Origin of the sequence: Salsipaludibacter albus (assembly GCF_019798055.1) — a bacterium.
GTDB lineage: Bacteria > Actinomycetota > Nitriliruptoria > Nitriliruptorales > Nitriliruptoraceae > Salsipaludibacter > Salsipaludibacter albus.
Map to the genome: position 1 here is coordinate 22,465 of NZ_JAHOPH010000035.1, position 18,404 is coordinate 40,868.

The 18,404-nt window shown below is 72.9% G+C and carries 13 protein-coding genes; 7 read left to right on the top strand and 6 right to left on the bottom strand.

The features are described 5' to 3' along the window. Positions 1-112 precede the first annotated feature (112 nt). Positions 113-1,195 (bottom strand): LOG family protein, encoded by a 1,083-nt coding sequence (locus KR546_RS16180; RefSeq protein WP_238445759.1) that lies wholly within the window; start codon positions 1,193-1,195, stop codon positions 113-115. Positions 1,196-1,362: 167 nt separating this feature from the next. Here KR546_RS16180 and KR546_RS16185 point away from each other — a divergent pair, with 167 nt between their 5' ends. The 5 genes from KR546_RS16185 to KR546_RS16205 all read left to right on the top strand — a co-directional run bounded on the left by KR546_RS16185 (position 1,363) and on the right by KR546_RS16205 (position 8,229). Beyond that, positions 1,363-2,646, top strand: a complete 1,284-nt coding sequence (locus KR546_RS16185; protein ID WP_238445760.1) for a peptidase MATCAP family protein — start codon at positions 1,363-1,365, stop codon at positions 2,644-2,646. A gap of 101 nt (positions 2,647-2,747) precedes the next feature. Continuing rightward, positions 2,748-4,736, top strand: a complete 1,989-nt coding sequence (locus tag KR546_RS16190) for an aconitate hydratase (RefSeq protein WP_238445761.1) — start codon at positions 2,748-2,750, stop codon at positions 4,734-4,736. A gap of 236 nt (positions 4,737-4,972) precedes the next feature. Next, positions 4,973-5,956, top strand: coding sequence for a DnaB-like helicase C-terminal domain-containing protein (locus KR546_RS16195; RefSeq protein ID WP_238445762.1), 984 nt, complete (start codon positions 4,973-4,975; stop codon positions 5,954-5,956). 48 nt (positions 5,957-6,004) lie between these two features. Then, a complete protein-coding gene (locus KR546_RS16200) occupies positions 6,005-7,237 on the top strand; it encodes a HEAT repeat domain-containing protein (protein ID WP_238445763.1) in 1,233 nt (410 codons plus the stop codon). A gap of 5 nt (positions 7,238-7,242) precedes the next feature. Beyond that, positions 7,243-8,229, top strand: coding sequence for an oxygenase MpaB family protein (locus tag KR546_RS16205; protein ID WP_238445764.1), 987 nt, complete (start codon positions 7,243-7,245; stop codon positions 8,227-8,229). A 54-nt stretch (positions 8,230-8,283) separates the two neighbouring features. On the opposite strand, the gene KR546_RS16210 is transcribed toward KR546_RS16205, so the two are convergent. The 3 genes from KR546_RS16210 to KR546_RS16220 form a co-directional block, all read right to left on the bottom strand. Continuing rightward, on the bottom strand, positions 8,284-9,318 hold the full coding sequence (locus tag KR546_RS16210; protein WP_238445765.1) for an alcohol dehydrogenase catalytic domain-containing protein: 1,035 nt from the start codon (positions 9,316-9,318) through the stop codon (positions 8,284-8,286). A 116-nt stretch (positions 9,319-9,434) separates the two neighbouring features. Beyond that, on the bottom strand, positions 9,435-11,255 hold the full coding sequence (locus tag KR546_RS16215) for a PxKF domain-containing protein (protein ID WP_238445766.1): 1,821 nt from the start codon (positions 11,253-11,255) through the stop codon (positions 9,435-9,437). Positions 11,256-11,492: 237 nt separating this feature from the next. Beyond that, positions 11,493-15,005 carry a proline dehydrogenase family protein gene (locus KR546_RS16220; protein WP_238445767.1) on the bottom strand — a complete coding sequence of 1,171 codons (3,513 nt, stop codon included), beginning with the start codon at positions 15,003-15,005 and terminating at the stop codon, positions 11,493-11,495. A 236-nt stretch (positions 15,006-15,241) separates the two neighbouring features. Between KR546_RS16220 and KR546_RS16225 the strand changes: the two genes are divergently transcribed. Next, positions 15,242-16,348: a pyridoxal phosphate-dependent aminotransferase gene (locus KR546_RS16225; protein ID WP_238445770.1), complete on the top strand. Its 1,107-nt coding sequence runs from the start codon at positions 15,242-15,244 to the stop codon at positions 16,346-16,348. A gap of 172 nt (positions 16,349-16,520) precedes the next feature. Here the strand turns inward: KR546_RS16225 and KR546_RS16230 are convergent, their stop codons facing one another. Further along, positions 16,521-17,105 (bottom strand): fasciclin domain-containing protein, encoded by a 585-nt coding sequence (locus KR546_RS16230; RefSeq protein ID WP_238445768.1) that lies wholly within the window; start codon positions 17,103-17,105, stop codon positions 16,521-16,523. Between the two features lie 255 nt (positions 17,106-17,360). Further along, positions 17,361-17,627 (bottom strand): DUF2277 domain-containing protein, encoded by a 267-nt coding sequence (locus tag KR546_RS16235; protein WP_238445769.1) that lies wholly within the window; start codon positions 17,625-17,627, stop codon positions 17,361-17,363. Positions 17,628-17,762: 135 nt separating this feature from the next. Here KR546_RS16235 and KR546_RS16240 point away from each other — a divergent pair, with 135 nt between their 5' ends. Further along, positions 17,763-18,209, top strand: coding sequence for a CBS domain-containing protein (locus KR546_RS16240; protein ID WP_274388224.1), 447 nt, complete (start codon positions 17,763-17,765; stop codon positions 18,207-18,209). Positions 18,210-18,404 lie beyond the last annotated feature (195 nt).

Consider the following 18,404-nt stretch of genomic DNA (forward strand, 5'->3'; position numbering starts at 1 on the left):
CCGGGACGTTGGATCGGCCCCGGAGACCGGCCCCGCCTGCTGGTGCCCGAGGTCCCCGGTTCGGACCCGTCGGACCGGGACCATCGACCCCGTCGAGCCGGGACCTCGGGAGCTACCAGGGGCGTTCGGCCTGCTCCTCGGTGAGGTGGCCGGTGGGCAGTTGCGAGGCGTCGTCGTCGACCAGGTCGGCGAGGCGGTCGATCAGGACACGCAACTGGCCGAAGCTGCGACGATCGAAGTGCAACCGGAGCCGCTCGAGGTCGACGCAGTCGTCGTCGGCCACCTCGGCCGGGGTCGCCTCGACCCGCCGGATCTCGCCGCTGGCCAGGATGCCGGCGAACTCGCGGTTGTAGGCCGCCAGTTGGTCGTCGTCGGGGGCGTGGCGCATCCGCATGACCAGCTCACCGTCGACGAACCGCTGCGAGTGGTAGTTGGCGTAGAAGCGCTTGATCTCGTGGACCGCGGCGTCGGCGTCGGTGCACAGCTGGACGAGGTTGGTGTCGTCCGGACCGATCAGGCCCTTGCCACCCAGCACCGCGCTGACGCCGTCGAACACCGACGCCCAGTAGTCGGTGCCCGGGGCCTCGACCAGCACGATCGGGTGCATGTCGGACTTGCCGGTCTGGATCAGGGTGATGAGCTCGAAGAACTCGTCCAGGGTCCCGAAGCCACCCGGGAAGATGGCGAACGCCTGGGACTCCTTGACGAACGCCAGCTTGCGGGTGAAGAAGTACTTGAAGTTGACCGTGCGCTCGGGGGCGAGGTAGTCGTTGGACGACGACTCGAACGGCAGCCGGATCGCGACCCCGTAGCCGTGCTCGACCCCGGCACCCCGGTTGCCGGCCTCCATGATCCCGGGGCCTGCGCCGGTCAGCGTCGCCCACCCCTGCTCGGCCATCTTCGCCGCGAACTCCATCGCCAGCCGGTAGTTCGGGTCGTCCTCGTGCAACCGGGCCGAGCCGAAGATCGTCACCTTGGGCTCCTCGCTGCGCGAGAACACCAGGTCGGAGTAGCGCATCTCCTTCAGGGCGGTGTTGATCAGCTTGAGGTCACCCCGGGCCGGGGCGTCGCGGTGCAGCTTGAGGGCGGTGGTGATCAGCTCGCCGACCAGGTCCGCGTCGTCACCGCCGCCGGCATCCGCCACCAGTTCCGCGATGCGTCGGTCGAGGTCGTCGTTGCCGAGTGAGTAGGCCATGGCCCCGGAGGCTATCGAGTGGGCCGCTCGCTCCCGCCGGTCGGCCGGTGAGGTCGTCGCGTGGTGGTCCGGTCGTCACCACCCGTTGACCAGCACGGTCGCGAGGCGTCATACTCAGGACCTCGACGCCGTGTCGAGGAGGACCCGCCGGCACCCCGGCGGACGACATGCCCGCGAGGCCCACCGTGGACGACGACCGTGCACGGATCATCGAGGCCTCGGACCTCCTGGCGGCGGCCGCGGGTCCCCTGCGGGTGCTGACCCACCTGGCGTGGCCCGCCGAGGTCCGCGAGACCTTCCTGTCGAGCGGAGCCAGCCACCTTCCCGCGGTGACCTACCCCTCGATCGACGTGGCGCCGACCATGGACCTGGTGGCCCGGGCTCGCGCGCTGGTCCCGGGCGACGACCCGATCGACCGGTGGCTGCGCGAGACCGCCGGCCAGGTCGAGACGACCGTGCACATGATGGCCGCGGCCGGCACGCCCACGTTCCACCAGCACGCCGTGAGCCTGTACGGCGCGCCGACCTCGCCGCTGCCACGCGCGACGGTGACGCCGCTGGACCTCGCCGAGGACGTCCACGAGGTGCTGGGCCACCTGGCCGCGTTCGAGATGGGGCTGACCGAACCGCCGTCGCACACCGCCGACGAGGTGGCGACCACCGTGCGCGCGGGCCTGGCGGTGGTGTTCGGCGCCGACGCCCCACCGGTCACGATCGTCGACCAGTTGTCGGCCAACGCCGCCGCGTCGGCACGCGGCATCCGGATCCGGCGAGACGCCCTGTTCACCGACCGCGACGCCGCCCAGTTGCTCCAGCACGAGGCCTACATCCACGTCGCCACGTCGCTGAACGGTCGCCGCCAGCCGCTGAAGCTCCTCGCGGTCAGCCGACCCGGAACGGCCCGCGCCCAGGAAGGCCTCGCCGTGTTCGCGGAGCTGGCCAGCGGCACCGCCGAGCTCGACCGCATGCGACGCCTCGCCGACCGGGTGCTGGGCATCCAGGCGGTGGTCGACGGGGCCGACTTCGTCGAGCTGTTCCGCTGGTTCCGCGAGCGGACGCCCGACGACGTCCAGGCCTACGAGTCGGCCCGCCGGATCTTTCGGGGCAGCCCCGTCACCGGGGGCCACCCCTTCACCAAGGACGTGGTCTACCTCTACGGCCTGCTCGAGATCGCCAGCACGGTCCGGACGGCGTTCGCGGCCGGGCGGATGGACCTGCTGCGCCTGCTGATGGTCGGCAAGCTGCCGGTCCGGGCGCTGCCGGCGCTGGCCCACTGCGCACGGATGGGGCTGGTCGAGCGCCCGGCCTTCCTGCCGCCGTGGGTGGCCGACCCACGCGGGATCCTCGCCCTGCTCACGCTGAGCACCTTCCTGGCCCGCATCGACCTGCCGGAGATGGTGGCCGAGCTCGGCGACATCCTCGACGCCTCGCCCGTGGTGAGCTGGGACTGACCCGGTGGGGCCACCACCGGGGCGGACGGACAGCGGATCGGCCGGGAACCGCCGAGTACGGTGGACTGCGACGACTTTCCCACCGACGAAGGCACGACCTGATGGCCCGCAACGTCGCCACGAAGATCCTCGAGGACCACCTCGTCGAGGGTGAGCTCACCCCCGGGACGCCGATCGCGCTGCGCATCGACCAGACCCTGACCCAGGACGCCACGGGCACCCTGGTCATGCTCGAGCTCGAGGCGATGGGGCTCGACCGGATCAAGACCGAGGTCTCGACCCAGTACGTCGACCACAACCTGATCCAGGAGGACCACAAGAACCCCGACGACCACAAGTTCCTGCAGTCGGCGTCGGCCCGGTTCGGCCTGCACTTCTCGCGTCCCGGCAACGGCGTGTCCCACCCGGTCCACCAGCAGCGCTTCGGCCGGCCCGGCGCGACCCTGGCCGGCTCGGACTCCCACTCCCCCGCCGCGGGCGCGATCGGGATGATCGCGATCGGCTCGGGCGGGCTGGACGTGGCGATGGCGATGGCCGGCGAGCCCCTGCGGATCAAGGCGCCCGAGATCTGGGGCATCGAGCTGACCGGTGAGCTGCCCGACTGGGTGTCGGCCAAGGACGTCATCCTCGAGATGCTGCGACGCCACGGGGTCGACGGCGGGGTCGGTCGGATCATCGAGTACCACGGCCCGGGCCTGGACGGCCTGTCGGCGATGGACCGCCACGTCATCGCGAACATGGGTGCCGAGCTGGGCGCCACCACGACGGTCTTCCCGGCCGACGAGACCGTGCGCCAGTACCTCGCCAGCTACGGCCGCGAGGACGACTTCACCGAGATCGTGGTGGACGACCCCACCTACGACGTCACCGACGCGATCGACCTGTCGACCCTGGTGCCGCTGATCGCCGAGCCGACCTCGCCGGGCAACGTCGTCGAGGTCGAGTCGATCGCGGGCAAGCCCATCAGCCAGTCCTACATCGGGTCGTCGGCCAACCCGGGCTACCGGGACGTCGCGATCGTCGCCCAGGTGCTCAAGGACGCCGACGCCAAGGCCCACCCGGACGTGTCGCTGGACATCAACCCGTCCTCGCGCTCGATCCTGGCCGACCTGATCCGCGACGGCCACCTCTACGAGCTGGTCTCGCGTGGTGCCCGCATCCACCAGGCCGGCTGCAACGGCTGCATCGGCATGGGCCAGGCCCCGGCGACCGACACGATCTCGCTGCGCACCACGCCACGCAACTTCCCGAACCGGTCGGGCACCAAGGAGGACCGCGTCCACCTCTGCTCGCCCGAGACGGCCGTCGCCTCGGCCATCACCGGCGTCATCACCGACCCGCGCACGCTCGCCGACAGCCAGGGGATCTCGTACCCATCGGTCAGCGAGCCCACGAACCCGACGATCGACGACGACCTGCTCCAGGCCCCGCCGTCGCCGGAGGAGTCGGCGGCGACCGAGATCGTCAAGGGCCCCAACATCGACTCGCTGCCCGAGCTCGAGTCCCTGCCGGACAGCCTCGACGTCCCGGTGCTGCTGAAGGTCGGCGACGACATCTCGACCGACGAGATCCTGCGCGCGGGCACCGAGGTGCTGCCCTACCGGTCCAACATCCCCAAGATCGCCCAGTTCACCTACGACGTCGTCGACGAGACCTACCCGTCGCGCGCCGAGGCGCAGCGGGACGCCCCGGACGACGGCCACGACTCGGGCCACGCGATCGTCGGGGGCACCAACTACGGCCAGGGATCGTCGCGGGAGCACGCCGCGATCGCCCCGCGCTACCTCGGCCTGCGGGTCGTCGTCGTGAAGGACTACGCCCGGATCCACTGGCAGAACCTGGCCAACTTCGGGGTGCTGGCCCTGGAGTACGCCGACCCGTCCGACCACGACCGGCTCGAGCAGGGCGACGTGCTGCACCTGGCCGGCCTGCGCGAGCTGGTGGAGTCCGGCAACGAGGTCGAGGTGTCGATCACCGGTGCCGACGGCGCCGACAAGGGCAGCTTCACGGCCCGCCACACGCTGTCGGACCGCCAGCGTGCCTACGTCGCTGCCGGCGGCACCACCAACTGGATGCGCGACCGCATCTAGCGCTCGCCTCCCGGGGATCCCACGACGCATGTGGCCTCGTGGGACCCCTGCGCCACGGTGGTCGACGCCGGCGTGGTCCAGCAACCTCCCGCCACGTCCTCCACGGACCCGCCACGAACGCACACGGCGGCACCGCAGCGGGCAGCGTGACGCACCCGCCACGGGCGACCGGGCGTGGTCGTGCGCTGGGCGGGGAGCGTGGGCCGATCCGTCGCCAACCGTGGACCCTCGTCGACGTGCTGGGCACACTCGTCGACTCCCCGGGCCGGGCCGGCCGACGGGTGTCGAGCAGCGAGGAGCACCCGACCGTGCCGTGGACCACGACCCTCGCCCAGGCCCTCGACGACGTCCGGGTGCACACCGAGGGCCTGCCCGAGCGCGGGTGGGAGCGCGACGGCCTCGCCACTGGCTTCGAGTCCCTGGACCGGGTGCTGACGGGGCTGCGGCCGGGCGAGGTGACCGTCGTGGCCGGACTGCCCGCGGTCGGGACGACGTCGTTCGCGGTCTCGATCGCGCGCCACGTGGTCGGACACGGTCGGCGTGACGTCGTGTGGGCGTCGGTGGACGAGGACGTCCCCGCCGTGGCACGCAACTTCCTGTCCGCCCAGGCCCTGGTCACCACGGAGCAGCTCCGCCTCGGGGCACTGTCGGCCACCGAGCGCGCCCGGTGCGAGGCGGCCATCGCCCACCTGACCCGCTCGAGCCGGCCCGGCCAGCCCGCGCTGCACGGGTTCGAGGCAGACTGCAACCCGCTCGACATCGTGGCCGGGCGAGACACCACCACCGCCGACATCGCCCGGGCCGTCGAGGCGCTGCCCGGCACGGACCTGCTGGTGGTGGACGACCTCAAGCGGCTGCTCTACAACGACCACGCCGCGCACCCCGACCGGGACCTCGACCACGTCGACGCCCTGGTCATGCGCGAGCTCGGGCGGCTGGCCACCACGCACCGGCTGCACGTGCTGGCGACCGCCCGGCTGTACCGCACCCACCAGCGGTCGGGCGAGCCCGGACCCAACGACTTCCGCCCGTTCTCGGCGTTCCACGACCAGGCCGACAACGTCGTGGGGGTGTGGCGCGACGACCTGCGCGACGACGACAGCCCCGAGTGCGGCATCATGCGCGTGGGCCTGCTCCGCAGCCCCGGTGCCGGCCGCTGGGAGGGCCGCCTGGCCCACGTGCTGGACCGCCGGCTGGTCGCGAACCTCGCCCGGGGCTGACACCGGCGGCACCACCATCACCCACCCCCGCGACACGGGAACCACGTCATGCAGGGACCGTCCACCACCGACACGGCACGCCTCCTCGACCTGCTCGGGGACGCCGATGCCGACGTGCGCCTGCAGGCGGTCCTCGACCTGGGGCAGGCACGGCACGGACCGGCCGCCCCCGCACTGGTCGAGCGCTTCGCCCGGGAGTGGGACTTCCAGGTCCGCGAGGCCCTGACCTGGGCGACCCTGCGGATGGACGACACTGCCCTGTCGATGGTTCGCACCGCGCTGGGCGATCCCCGGTGGCCAGCCCGTCTCCAGGCCACCCACACCCTCAGCAAGGTCGGCGCCCCCAAGGACACCGTTCGACTGCTGCCGGTCGTCGACGACCCGGTGGACTGCGTCGCCGCACGGGCGTACTGGGCCGTGGCGCAGTGCGGTGACCCGGTCGCGGTCCCGGCACTGGTGGACCAGCTCGCGCGGGGCACGTCCGAGCATCGCAACAGCCTGCTGGTCGCCCTCGACGCGTTCGGCGGGGAGGCCGTCCCGGCGCTGGTCACGGCCCTGCGACATGCCCCGGCAGGCGGGGCGCGGCGTCATGCCGCCGACGTCCTGGCGTTCATGGGTGCGCCCGTGGCCGACCCGGCCGAGCCGGCCCTGGTGGCTGCGCTCGACGATCCCGACGAGTGGGTCCGGATCGCGGCGCTCAACGGCCTCGGCCAGCTGCGGACCACGACCGCCTGGGAGACCGTGGAGTCCCGGACCGGGTCGGACGGCCGCCCCGGCCTGCTGGCCCGTCGGCTGGTGGAGCGCCGACCGCCCGACCGCGTGCTGGCCCGTCACCGGGTGCGCACGGACCCACGGGTCGACGACGCGGTCGGTCCGCCCCCGACCGCCGACCCGGGACGCTGGCCGGAACCCGACCACGACCTGGTCACCCACTCCGGTGGCCCGCTGGCCGACCGGCTCGGCCCCATGCTGGCCCTCCAGGTCGCGGTCGCCCGCCCGGCGTACCTGTCCCGTGCCGAGGTCCCCGTCGCCGTCCTGGGGGCGGTCCACGACGACGCCCACCGCGCGGCGATCGACGACGGGCGTGACGCCGTCGCCGCGGGTCGCGTCGCCGCCGGAGCCGTGGAGCAGTACGTCCACGACCACGTCTTCGAGGAACAGATGTCCGTGGCAGACCCGGGCAAGCTCGTGAAGGACCTGCTCCGGGGCACGGAGGTCGCGATCCTCGACTTCGTCCGGGCACCGGCCCCACGCACTCCCCCCGGGCCCACGACGTGGTGACGCCGGTGCCGACGGGCCGGACCACGCTGCTGACAGCCGGACTCACCGGCCTGGGCGGCCTGGGCTGGGCGACGAGCCGAGCGCGGGGCCGCACCCGGCGCACCGCGGCCGACATCGCCGAACTCGACCCGCAGACGCAGGCCCGGGAGATCGTCTGGCTGCTGTCGACCCACGAGTTCCCATGGGACCTCGAGACGGCGCTGTCGTTCGCCCTGTTCCGGACCTACGCGTCGCCCGACATCGCGGTCGTGCTGGACGCCACCGGCGAGTTCGGGCACCGGGCCAGAAAGCGCTACGACGACACCGAGCTGGTCATGGCGTGGATGGCACGCGACGGCCTGGACGGCCGGCTCGGACGCACTGCCCTGCGACGGATGAACGCGATGCACGCCGCGTTCGAGCTCGACCCGGTCGACCTGCACTACGTGCTGACGACGTTCATCTGCGAGCCGCTGCGGTGGATCGAGCGCTGGGGCTGGCGACCGCTGACCGATGCCGAGGTGGCCGCGAGCCTGCGCTGGTACCTGGACCTGGGACGTCACATGGGCCTGCGTGACCTGTCCGAGGACCTCGCCGACCATGATGCGTTCAACCGGGCCTACGAGGCCGAGCGCTTCCGGTACCACCCCGCGAACCGCCGGGTCGCCCAGGCCTCGGTGGACATGTTCCTGCAGGCGCACCTTCCCGCGCCCGTGCACCCTGCAGGCGAGGTGGCGATCCGCGCCCTGCTGGATCCGCCGCTGCTGGCCGCGTTCGGGTGGGAGCCGGCCCCGCCGGCCGTCGTGACCGCGGTCCACGCGGCCCTGCGTGCACGAGCGTGGGTGCAGCGCACCCTCGTGCCGGAGCGGCGAACGCCCCACGACTTGACCCGGGTCGATCGGCCGACCTACCCCACCGGCCACCGGGTGGAGCAGCTCGGCACGTTCCCGACCGAGGCGGACCGTGCCCGGGTGGCCTCCGCCCGCGAGGACCTCGACGGCCACCGCACCTGATCGACCGGGTGCCGGTGGACGGGCGGGTGACGGGTGGCGGGCCGATGCGGATCGTCAGCTGGCGGGCTCGATCACGGCCAGGCCGGCCGTGCGGGTCCCGACGGCGCCGACCATCGCCACCGCGCCCTCCTCCAGGGTGAGCCGATCCCCGGCCAGGTGCTGGGGGACCAGCGCACCCTCCGCGACCGCGTCCAGCACGTCGGCGACCCGGGCGGCGGTCACGCCGTGGGTGCCGAGGATCCGCAGTTCGCGACCGATCACCTCGTCCATCGGGACGTGGCTGCCCGCCGGCAACAGCCCGACCTGGGCATGGCGGCCGCCCTCGGCCAGGCCATGCAGGGCGTTGGCGACGGCCTCCTCGCTGCCGACCGCGTCGATCGACACGCTCGTGCCACCCCCCGACACCTCGCGGAGTAGCTCGACGAGGTCCTCGGCGTCGGCCGCCAGCACGACCTCGGCACCGGCGGCGCGGGCCTGCTCGAGCCGCGCCGGATCGAGGTCGACCGCCACGATCCGCGCGCCACGGGCGCGGGCCACGAGGATCGCGGACAACCCGAGTCCCCCGCAGCCGTGCACCGCGACCCACTCACCCTGGGCGACCGCGGCCTGGTCCACGACCGCGCGCCAGGCCGTCGTGACCCGGCAGCCCAGCCCGGCCGCGACGGCCAGGTCGAGCTCGTCGGGCACGTGCACCAGGTTGCGGTCGGCCCGCGGGATCGCGACCAGCTCGGCGTGGCTGCCCCACCCGTCGAACCCGGGCTGCCACTGGTCCAGACAGACCTGCGGGCTGCCGTCACGACATGCACGGCAGGTCCCGCACGCCACGACGAACGGCACGGTCACCCGGGCCCCGACCGACCACTGGGTCACGCCCGGCCCGACCGCCACGATCGTGCCCGCCAGCTCGTGGCCGGGGACGTGGGGCAGCGTGGTGATGGCCGGGTCGTGGCCCATCCACCCGTGCCAGTCGCTGCGGCACAGGCCACTGGCCGCGACCTCGACGACCACGCCGTCGACGGGGACGGCCGGGTCGGGCACGTCGGCCACCTCGACCGTGCCGGAGAACTGCTCGTAGCGGATCGCGCGCACCGTCTGCCTCGTCGGTCGGTGCGTCCAGTGTGCTCGTCGCGTGGGCGGGCTGCTCCGACATGCCCCGGATCCGTCCGGACCAGCGGGTCGTGGCGGAGTCCGGCGGAACCGGGTGCTCAGCGCAGCCGGAAGCGGGCGGTGATCGTCTGGCCACCGACGAGGTGCGCCGTGACCTCGCGACACTGGCCCGAGGTCCGCGGGGTCTGCCAGTTGAAGACGAACTGCTCGTCCTCGTCGTCGTAGCGCAGGCCCGTGCCACCGGTCGCCGCGGCGTCGCCCAGGTCGGCGCCGCCGCCGTCACCGGCGTCACACGCCACCAGGGACAGCGTGATCGCCTCGACCACCGCGACGTCGGTCACCGGCTCGTCACCGGCCAGCACCCGGAACTTCAGCGGCACGGTGCGGCCACCCTTCACGGTGTTGAGCGTGTCCGGGTCGACCGGTCGCAGGAAGCCCTCGAGGGTGTAGCCGACGACCTCGTAGGTCGCGGTCGCCGTGCCGACGTTGCCCGCGAGGTCGGTCGCGGTCGCCACGATCGTGTGGGTGCCGACCTGGTCGGACCAGCCGTCGTCGACCGTGCATGGACCGTCCAGCCCGGACAGGGCGTCACTGGCCGTGCAGGTCGGGGCGGCCGGCACCTCGTGGGGGAAGTAGGTCGCGCCGTCCTGCGGGCCTCCCACCAGGACCACCTCGGGGGCGGTCAGGTCGATGTCGATGTCGTCGACGGTGAACTCGGCGGTGTTGTCGGCCAGGTCGACCGCGGTCCCGGTGACGGACTGGTCCGCGCCCTCGGTGTCCAGCACGACGTCGGGGCCACAGGTGCGGATGCCGGACAGGGCATCGGCGCAGGTGAAGGCCACGGTGACCGGCGTGTTGTTCCACCCGTTGGCGTTGGGTGCGGGGCTGGCCGTGCCGGTGATCGTCGGCGCGGTCAGGTCGATGTCGACGTCGTCGACGGTGACCTCGGCGGTGTTGCCGGCCGCGTCGACGGCCGTGCCGGTGGCGGACTGGTCGACGCCCTCGGTGGCGAGCACGACCGGGTCGGTGCACGACACGATCCCGGACAGCGCGTCGTCGCAGGCGAAGGTGACCGTGACGGCCTCGTTGTTCCAGCCGTCGTCGTTGGCAGCGGGGTCGACGGTGGCGGAGATGGTCGGGGCGGTGGCGTCCCGCGAGATGGTCACGCTGGTGCTGGAGGTCCCACCTGCCGAGGTCACCGTGCAGGTGAAGGTGGTGACCTGGTCGGTGGTCAGCACCTGGTCGACGCAGCCCTCGTCGACCACCCAGTCGGACTCGGGGTCGGTGACGATCCAGGTCAGCGACACGTCCGACACGTACCACCCGTTGGTCCCGTCCGGCACGGTCGGGGCGAGCACGACCTCGATGACTGGCGAGGTCGGGTCGTCCGGGATGCAGTCCTCCACGGTTCCGGTGATGGCGACGCTGTCGGAGGCCGTGACCGTCGGCGACGACCCCCCGCCGGAGCCGGGCTGGCGTGGCCCGGTGGCCTGGATCGTCACCGTGCCGTCGACGATGCGGGGGACCGACGTGTCGAGGGTGACCGCCACGGGGACGGGCCCGGCGAGCTTGCCGTTGTCGGTCGGCGCCGGGCCGGTGAACCAGTTCGACGGGATCGGGATGGCCGCCGTCCCGACGCTGACCCCGGCCGGGCCCACCCCGCTGACGGCGGCGCTCGAGGAGTTGGCGAAGACCAGTCCGTTGCCGGCACGCCGCAGTCGGACCTCGACCGTGCTCGACGCGGGATCACCGACGCAGACCGTGCCGAAGTCGACGCTGGACAACGCGTCGAGGTCGTCGTCGAGCAGCTCGACCTCGTCGGCGAGGGCGGCCGTGCCGGTCAGCACGAGCAGCGCGGCGGCGAGGGCGGCGGTCGGCCGGAGGGCACGACGCAGGAACGAGGGGACGGGGGGACGCATGGGGTGCTCCACGGGGGGTCGGGGGGACCGCGTCGGGTCGTTGGACCGGGGCCTCCCACGGGCCCCCGGATGCGACGCCGGCGTGATGTCGGCCGGAACGCTAGCCAGCCATCGGCCCGCGCCGGCGACGCGCCGACGAGTCGGGACGCGCGTCCGCCATGATCGCGACCATGGTCCCCCACGGGTGGTCGTGCCAGCACGGTGGGCCCCGGGTGCTGCCTCCCGGTCCGGACCAGCTCAGGGGGTGACGGGTCGGGCGACGTGCCCGAAGCGGTGGACGTCGTGGCTGATCGCCTGCTCGCGCAGCAGTCGTGGCAGGACCACGCGTCCCGACGCCACCAGCGGGCGGTGCTCGACGTGCACGCCGACCGGCAGCGCCCCCAGGTCCCGCTCGCCGACCAGTTGGACCCGGGCGTGCGAGCCGGCCCGCTCGGTCGCCGCGACGGTGTCCTCGACCACGACGGTGAACCGTGGGCCGGCCTGGTCGACCGCGCGGCGCACCACCTCGGCGACGCCCGGGCCGTCCCGGTCGTCCGCCTCGGCCACGCTGACGACGGTCGGCACGTCCGCCAGGACGGCCGCACACAGGGCGCGGACCACGGCGACGTCGGCACCGCCGGCACCCACGCGGACCATCCACGACGGCAGGGGTCGGTAGCGCAGGACGTTGGACTGGGTCGCCAGCCCGGTCGGGTCGTGGGCGACCCCGAACTCGTGGGCCCACCACCACGCGTCGGAGCCGGTCGCCGCCGTGAGCCAGGCGGCATCGTGGTCGGTCGCACCGTCGCCCGACTTGGCGTGGTCGCGCAGCACGCCGGCGATGCGGTCGACCGCCGCCGACACGTCGTGCAGCCGCGACGGCAGCCCGTCGTCGTGCCACGCCCCCAGCGACGGGACCATCTGGGGGCCACCGGCCTTGGCGCCCGGCCCGACCACCGAGGCCTTCCAGCCCCCGAACGGCTGGCGACGCACGATCGCCCCCGTGATGTGACGGTTGACGTACGCGTTGCCCACCTCGACGCCGTCCAGCCAGCGGGTGACCTCGTCGCGGTCGAGGCTGTGGATCCCACCGGTCAACCCGAACGCGACCGCGTTCTGGACCGCGATCGCCTCGTCGAGGTCCGACACGGCGATGATCCCGAGCACCGGGCCGAAGCACTCGGTCTCGTGGAACCACGAGCCGGGCTCGACCCGGTCGCGGATCCCGGGCGACCACAGGTGGCCCGAGTCGTCGAGCTGGCGGGGCTCGACCAGCCACCGCTCGCCCGGCTCGAGCCGCGTCAGGCCACGCAGCAGCTTGTCCGACGGCGCCGGCGTGGTCGGGGTCATGTCGGTCGCGACGTCGTCGGCGGGGCCGACCGTGAGCGAGTTCGTGGCGTCGACCAGCTGGCGGCGGAACCGCGACGAGGTGGCGACGTCCCCCACCAGGATCGCCAGCGACGCGGCCGAGCACTTCTGGCCGGCGTGGCCGAAGGCCGAGGTGACCAGGTCGTGGACGGCGGCGTCGAAGTCCGCGTTCGGGGTGACCACCAGCGCGTTCTTGCCCGAGGTCTCGGCATGGAGGTGGAGGTCGTCGCGCCACGAACGGAACAGCTCGGCGGTCTCGGTCGCCCCGGTCAGCACGACCGCGTCGACGTGGTCATGGGTGACCAGCCGCCGGCCGGCCTCGTCGTCGTCGGTCGGCAGGAACACCACGGCGTCGTCGGGCACGCCGGCGTCGACCATGATGCGGTGGGCCAGGGCGGCCACGGCGCGGGTCTCGGGCGCCGGCTTGAACGCGACCGTCGCGCCGGCGGCGAGGCTGGCGAGCACGCCGCCGACCGGGATCGCCAAGGGGAAGTTCCACGGGGGCGTGACCGCGACGACCCGGTAGGGGGTGAACGTCGCACCGTCGACGTCACCGAGCCGCCGGGCGCAATCGGCGTAGTAGCGCGCGAAGTCGGCGGCCTCCGAGACCTCGGGGTCGGACTGCTCGATGGTCTTGGCACCGTCGGCGGCCATCACCCCGACCAGGTCGGCCCGGTGGGCGTCCAGCGCGTCCGCCACGGCCTCCAGCACGTCGGCCCGGGCGTCGGGGTCCCGGTCGTGCCAGTCGGCGGCGGCGAGGCGTTCGACGGCGGCGTCCACGTCGGCGACGGTCGGTGGAGCGGCCACCTCGACCGTCGGCGGGTCGGTGATCGCCGCGACCAGGGCCGCCCGAACGTCGGGATCGGTCGGGTCGGCATCGGGACGGTTGACGAACCCCGGGTCGTCCACGCCCGAGGAGGTGGGGGCGATCGGATGGGCGATGGGCGTCAGCGTCGCGGCCGGCTCCGACTCGCCCTCGCGCAGGGGCAGGGTGGGGAACTCGGGGGTGTCGGGCCGCCCCGTCCAGCGGCGTGAACCCTGCGCCACCTCGCCACGGTCGGCGACGGCCGTGCGGAACCGGTCCGCCTGGGCGAGGAACTCGTCACTGCCCGAGGTGATCGAGAAGGCCTTGGTCAGGAAGTTCTCCGGGGCCGTGTTCTCCTCGAGCCGGCGGAACAGGTAGGCCACGGCCGCGTCGAAGTCGTCGGAGCCGACCACCGGGAGGTACAGACGCACCGGTCGGTGACGCACGATCACCGCGGCCTGGGCCGAGGCCATGCCCGACAGCATCTCGAAGACCACGTCGTCGGACACGCCCCGCTCCGCGGCCAGCAGGTCGGCCAGCGCGAGGTCGAACAGGTTGTGGGAGGCCACCCCGATCCAGGCCGGGCCGAGCCGGTCGGGTCGCAGGGCCAGGTCGAGCAGGTGCTTGTAGTTGGCGTCGACGACGGCCTTGGACGGCAACGGCGCCGGTGTCCAGCCGTGCGTGGCCGCCTCGAGGTGCTCCATGGCGAGGTTGGCGCCCTTCACCAGTCGGATCTTGGTACGACCGCCGGCCGCGGCGTGGCGCTCCGCGGCCCAGTCCAGCAGGTCGTCCAGGACCGGGCCGGCGTCGGGCAGGTAGGCCTGCAGGACGATCCCGGCGTCGAGGTGGGCGAACTCGTCACGTTCGAGCACCCGCTTGAACGCCGCGACGGTCAGGTCGAGGTCGCGGTACTCCTCCATGTCGAGGTTGACGAACACCGGGTCCGGCCGGTCGATCGAGGCCGCGAACATCGCCACCAGGCGGTCGGTGATGCGGTCGAGGTTGGCGTCGAAGGCCCAGTGGTGCAGCTGGCTGGCCACCGCCGAGATCTTCACCGAGACGTAGTCGACCTCCGGACGGCCCAGCAGCTCGACCAGCGACGCGAGCCGGCGCTGGGCCTCGTCCTCGCCCAGGACGGCCTCGCCCAGCAGGTTGACGTTGACGCGGAAGTTGCGGTCGCGCAGTCCCTGGAGCTGGCGCTTGAGCGGGGCGGGCTCGGCCCGCCCGATCAGGTCGCTGAGCATGGCCCGCACCCGGCGCTGGGCCAACGGCATCACGACCCGGGGGAGCCACGGCGCGACCGTTGCCCCGGCGCGGACCAGCGCCTTGTCGGTCGGGGCGAGGAAGTCCGGCAGTCCCCGGGTGGCCACGAGGTCGTGGAAGACCTCGGCGGCGAGGTCGTCGTCCTCGACCCGCATGACCCGGTCGACGAACACGCGGGTGAACGCCACGCCCTCGTGGGACCCGATCAGCCGTTGGAACTGCTCGCGCTGGCGACGTTGCGACGCCGTCTCGGACGCGTCGGCGGCGTCCAACCAGCGGCCGGCCAGCGCGACCGCGTCGTCGACCAGGGCCTCGGGCTCACGAGCTGGTGGCACGCACGTCCTCCATCAGGCGTTCGGGTGCCCGCGACCGTAGCCCCCACCGCCACCCCCCAACCATCGCGGGCACCCATAGGCTTGGTGGCATGATGATGGACCTGACTGCGACCGACCCATCCGCTCCGGCTGCCGGCGTTCCCCCCAGCCGGCCACGCCGCGGACGGGGAGGCGACGTGGTCCGGTCCCCCGGGGCCGCACGCATCGGCGGGCTCGACGAGACGATCTTCGACGAGATGTCGGCCCTGGCGGTCCGCCACGACGCGGTCAACCTCGGCCAGGGGTTCCCCGACGTCGACGGGCCCGACGAGGTGGTCGAGGCCGCCGTCGACGCACTGCGGTCGGGACGCCACAACCAGTACGCGCCGGGCGGTGGGATCCCGTCCCTGCGGATGGCCATCGCCGGGCACCAACGACGCTTCCACGGCCAGGAGGTCGACCCCGACACCGAGGTGCTGGTGACCACGGGCGCCACCGAGGCCGTCGCGGCCGCGCTGCTGGCCATGGTCGACCCCGGTGACGAGGTGGTGGCGCTGGACCCCTACTACGACTCCTACACCGCCGGGATCGCCCTGGCCGGTGGCATCCGGGTCCCGGTGACCCTCCCGCCGCCGGACTTCGCCTTCGACGTCGACCGGTTGGTGGCAGCGATCACGCCACGCACCCGCCTGCTGTTGCTCAACTCGCCCCACAACCCGACCGGCATCGTGCTGTCACGCGACGACCTGGCCGCGATCGCCGAGGTCGTCGTGGAGCACGACCTGCTGGTCGTGACCGACGAGGTCTACGAGCACCTGGTCTACGACGACCACGAGCACGTCCCCATCGCCACCCTGCCCGGGATGGCGGAGCGCACCCTGACGATCTCGTCGGCCGGCAAGACCTTCGCCCTGACCGGCTGGAAGGTGGGCTGGGCGGTCGGTCCCCCGCCACTGGTGAAGGCGACCCGGGCGGTCAAGCAGTTCCTGACGTATTCGTCCGGGGCTCCGCTGCAGCCGGCCATCGCGGGAGCCCTGGACCTCCCCGACAGCTACTTCGCCGGGCTGTCCGCGACCATGGAGCGCCGACGCGACCTGCTGGTCGACGGACTGGTCGGACTGGGCATGGAGGTGACCGTGCCGGCCGGGGGCTACTTCGTGTCGGGCGACATCCGACCCCTGGGGTTCGACGACGGGCTGGCGTTCTGTCGCATGCTGCCCGAGCAGGTGGGGGTCGCCGCGATCCCCCACCAGGTGTTCTGGGACGACCCGGCGACCGGCCGACACCTGGTCCGGTGGTCGTTCGCCAAGCGGTCCTCGGTGCTGGAGGCCGGCCTCGACCGCCTGGCCGCGCTGGCGGGCTGACGAGCCCCGGTTCCGACATGGAACACCCCGGTCGCCGAGGTCATGGCGACCTCGGCGACCGGGCGATGCGTGTGCGTCCCCTCGCGGGGCGAGTGGCGCACACAGACCCCTGCGTCACCGGGGCGGGCCGACCGACGTGGTCGTCACGCCCCGACGACGCGATGGGGCGGGGTCAGGGAAGGAGCACGAAGTCGATGACGTGGATGCCACCGTCAGCGGTCTTGATGTCGGGGGCGACGATCGTCGCGTCCGAGTTGTTGCCGTCGATCATGCCAGCGCTGCTCACGCTGATGGTGCCGCCGTTGGCCATCTCGACGACCCGGTCACCCTTGCCGTTCAGCAGGCTCGGGGACGGACGCCAGCCCTCGGTCACGTGGTAGAGCAGGATGTCGGTCACGCCGTCGACGCCGAAGGCGGCGACCGCGGTGTTGAAGGCCTCCTCCTCGTCGGTGATGTCGACCCCGGCGACGGCGCTCACGGCGTCGAGGAAGGCCTGGTCGGTGGGCGCGAAGACGGTGTAGTCGCTGCTGCCGTCCAGGATCGCGTCGGCGCCGGTGGCGACCACGGCCGCGACGAGGATGTCGAAGTCACCAGCGTCGTCGTCGAAGTCGAAGGGCGTGCCGGACAGGGCGACGGCGGTCTCGACGGTCGTCGTGTCGAGGCCTGGTCCGGCGAAGCCGGGCTTCTCGGCCGAGGCCGTGCCGGCCAGGGACAGGGTCAGGGCTGCTGCGGCAGCCAGGGTGATCATCTTGCGCATGGAGTTCCCCTTGCATCGTTGGTCGGTCAGTTGCGCATGCCCCCGCAGCGCCACGCTCCGCGGACCGTCCGCCTCACGTGATTGCATGTGCAACCAATACTGCCGTCCCGTGGACTGGGGTGTCAACGGCATCCGGGGCCCGGCCACCGGCCGAACGGACAGGGAACAGGGTGCATCCACGCGACGGTCTGCGGGCAACGCGAGCCGCTGGTCGGACACCGTCGTCGGGGGGAGCGGGAACGGGGTCGCGCGCGCCTACGCGCGCGGGCGGCGGACCGGCTTCTGCTCGGCACCGGGGACCACGACGACGGGCTCGCGGCCACGCACGTCCAGGGACTCCAGCAGGTCGGTGGTGGCCTCGGTGATCCGCGCGATCGCGTCGTCGAACACGTCGCGGTTGGCATCGGAGGGATCGCGGAAGCCCGACACCTTGCGGACGTACTGGCGGGCGGCCGCGACGACGTCGCCGTCGTGGACCTCCTCGAGGTGCGGGGGGCGGAGCGTGCGGATGCTGCGACACATGGAGGTCTCGCGGGGTCGACGTCGAACAGGTGCCACGAGTGTGCCCTGCACCGAATCCTCGCGGAAGCGCCACCGCGACGACGTCCGGCAACTAGCGTCGGGGGTGGCCCTGTCCCCGCTCCCACGGAGGCTCCCATGGCGATCACCGTTTCCAGCATCCTCGCCGCGAAGGGCAGCGACGTGGCCACGATCGGCCCGGACGCGACCCTGGCCGAGGCGTCCGCCCGGCTCGCCGAGCGCAACATCGGCGCGCTCGTGGTCTCGACCGGCGACCAGTCCGTCGACGGGATCCTGTCCGAGCGCGACATCGTGCGACGACTCGACAGCCACGGCGAGGGCTGCCTCGGCCACGCGGTCCGCGACGTCATGACGGCGCCGGTCACCACCTGTCACGGGCCCGACACCGCGGACCAGCTGATGGCGAGGATGACCGAGGAACGGTTCCGCCACCTGCCGGTGGTGGACGACGCCGGGCTGCTGGCCGGGATCATCTCGATCGGCGACGTCGTGCGCTCGCGCATCGACGAGCTCGAAACCCAGGCCCAGAGCCTGCGCGACTACGTCACCGGCTCCTCCTACTAGACACGCCTGGCCGTCGGTCAGTTCGGAGTTCGCAGGCCGGCACACTCCAGCTCTCTCCGGAGGAGGCGCTGGACGTTCCGAGTTGCCCTGTGTCAAGCTGCGGTGGTGAGGTGGGCTTTCGCGTTGCCGTGGCGGGTGGGGTCGTAGGCGGTGTGGTCTTGCCAGCAGCGCCAGATGACGCGGAGCCAGGCACGG

What these genes read in the sequence shown, in the direction of transcription:
- KR546_RS16200 (WP_238445763.1), top strand. Translation starts at nt 6,005, where the DNA reads ATGCAGGGACCGTCCACCACCGACACGGCACGCCTCCTCGACCTGCTC.
- KR546_RS16185 (WP_238445760.1), top strand. Translation starts at nt 1,363, where the DNA reads ATGCCCGCGAGGCCCACCGTGGACGACGACCGTGCACGGATCATCGAG.
- KR546_RS16180 (WP_238445759.1), bottom strand. Translation starts at nt 1,195, where the DNA reads ATGGCCTACTCACTCGGCAACGACGACCTCGACCGACGCATCGCGGAA.
- KR546_RS16190 (WP_238445761.1), top strand. Translation starts at nt 2,748, where the DNA reads ATGGCCCGCAACGTCGCCACGAAGATCCTCGAGGACCACCTCGTCGAG.
- KR546_RS16215 (WP_238445766.1), bottom strand. Translation starts at nt 11,255, where the DNA reads ATGCGTCCCCCCGTCCCCTCGTTCCTGCGTCGTGCCCTCCGGCCGACC.
- KR546_RS16235 (WP_238445769.1), bottom strand. Translation starts at nt 17,627, where the DNA reads ATGTGTCGCAGCATCCGCACGCTCCGCCCCCCGCACCTCGAGGAGGTC.
- KR546_RS16225 (WP_238445770.1), top strand. Translation starts at nt 15,242, where the DNA reads ATGTCGGCCCTGGCGGTCCGCCACGACGCGGTCAACCTCGGCCAGGGG.
- KR546_RS16230 (WP_238445768.1), bottom strand. Translation starts at nt 17,105, where the DNA reads ATGCGCAAGATGATCACCCTGGCTGCCGCAGCAGCCCTGACCCTGTCC.
- KR546_RS16240 (WP_274388224.1), top strand. Translation starts at nt 17,763, where the DNA reads ATGGCGATCACCGTTTCCAGCATCCTCGCCGCGAAGGGCAGCGACGTG.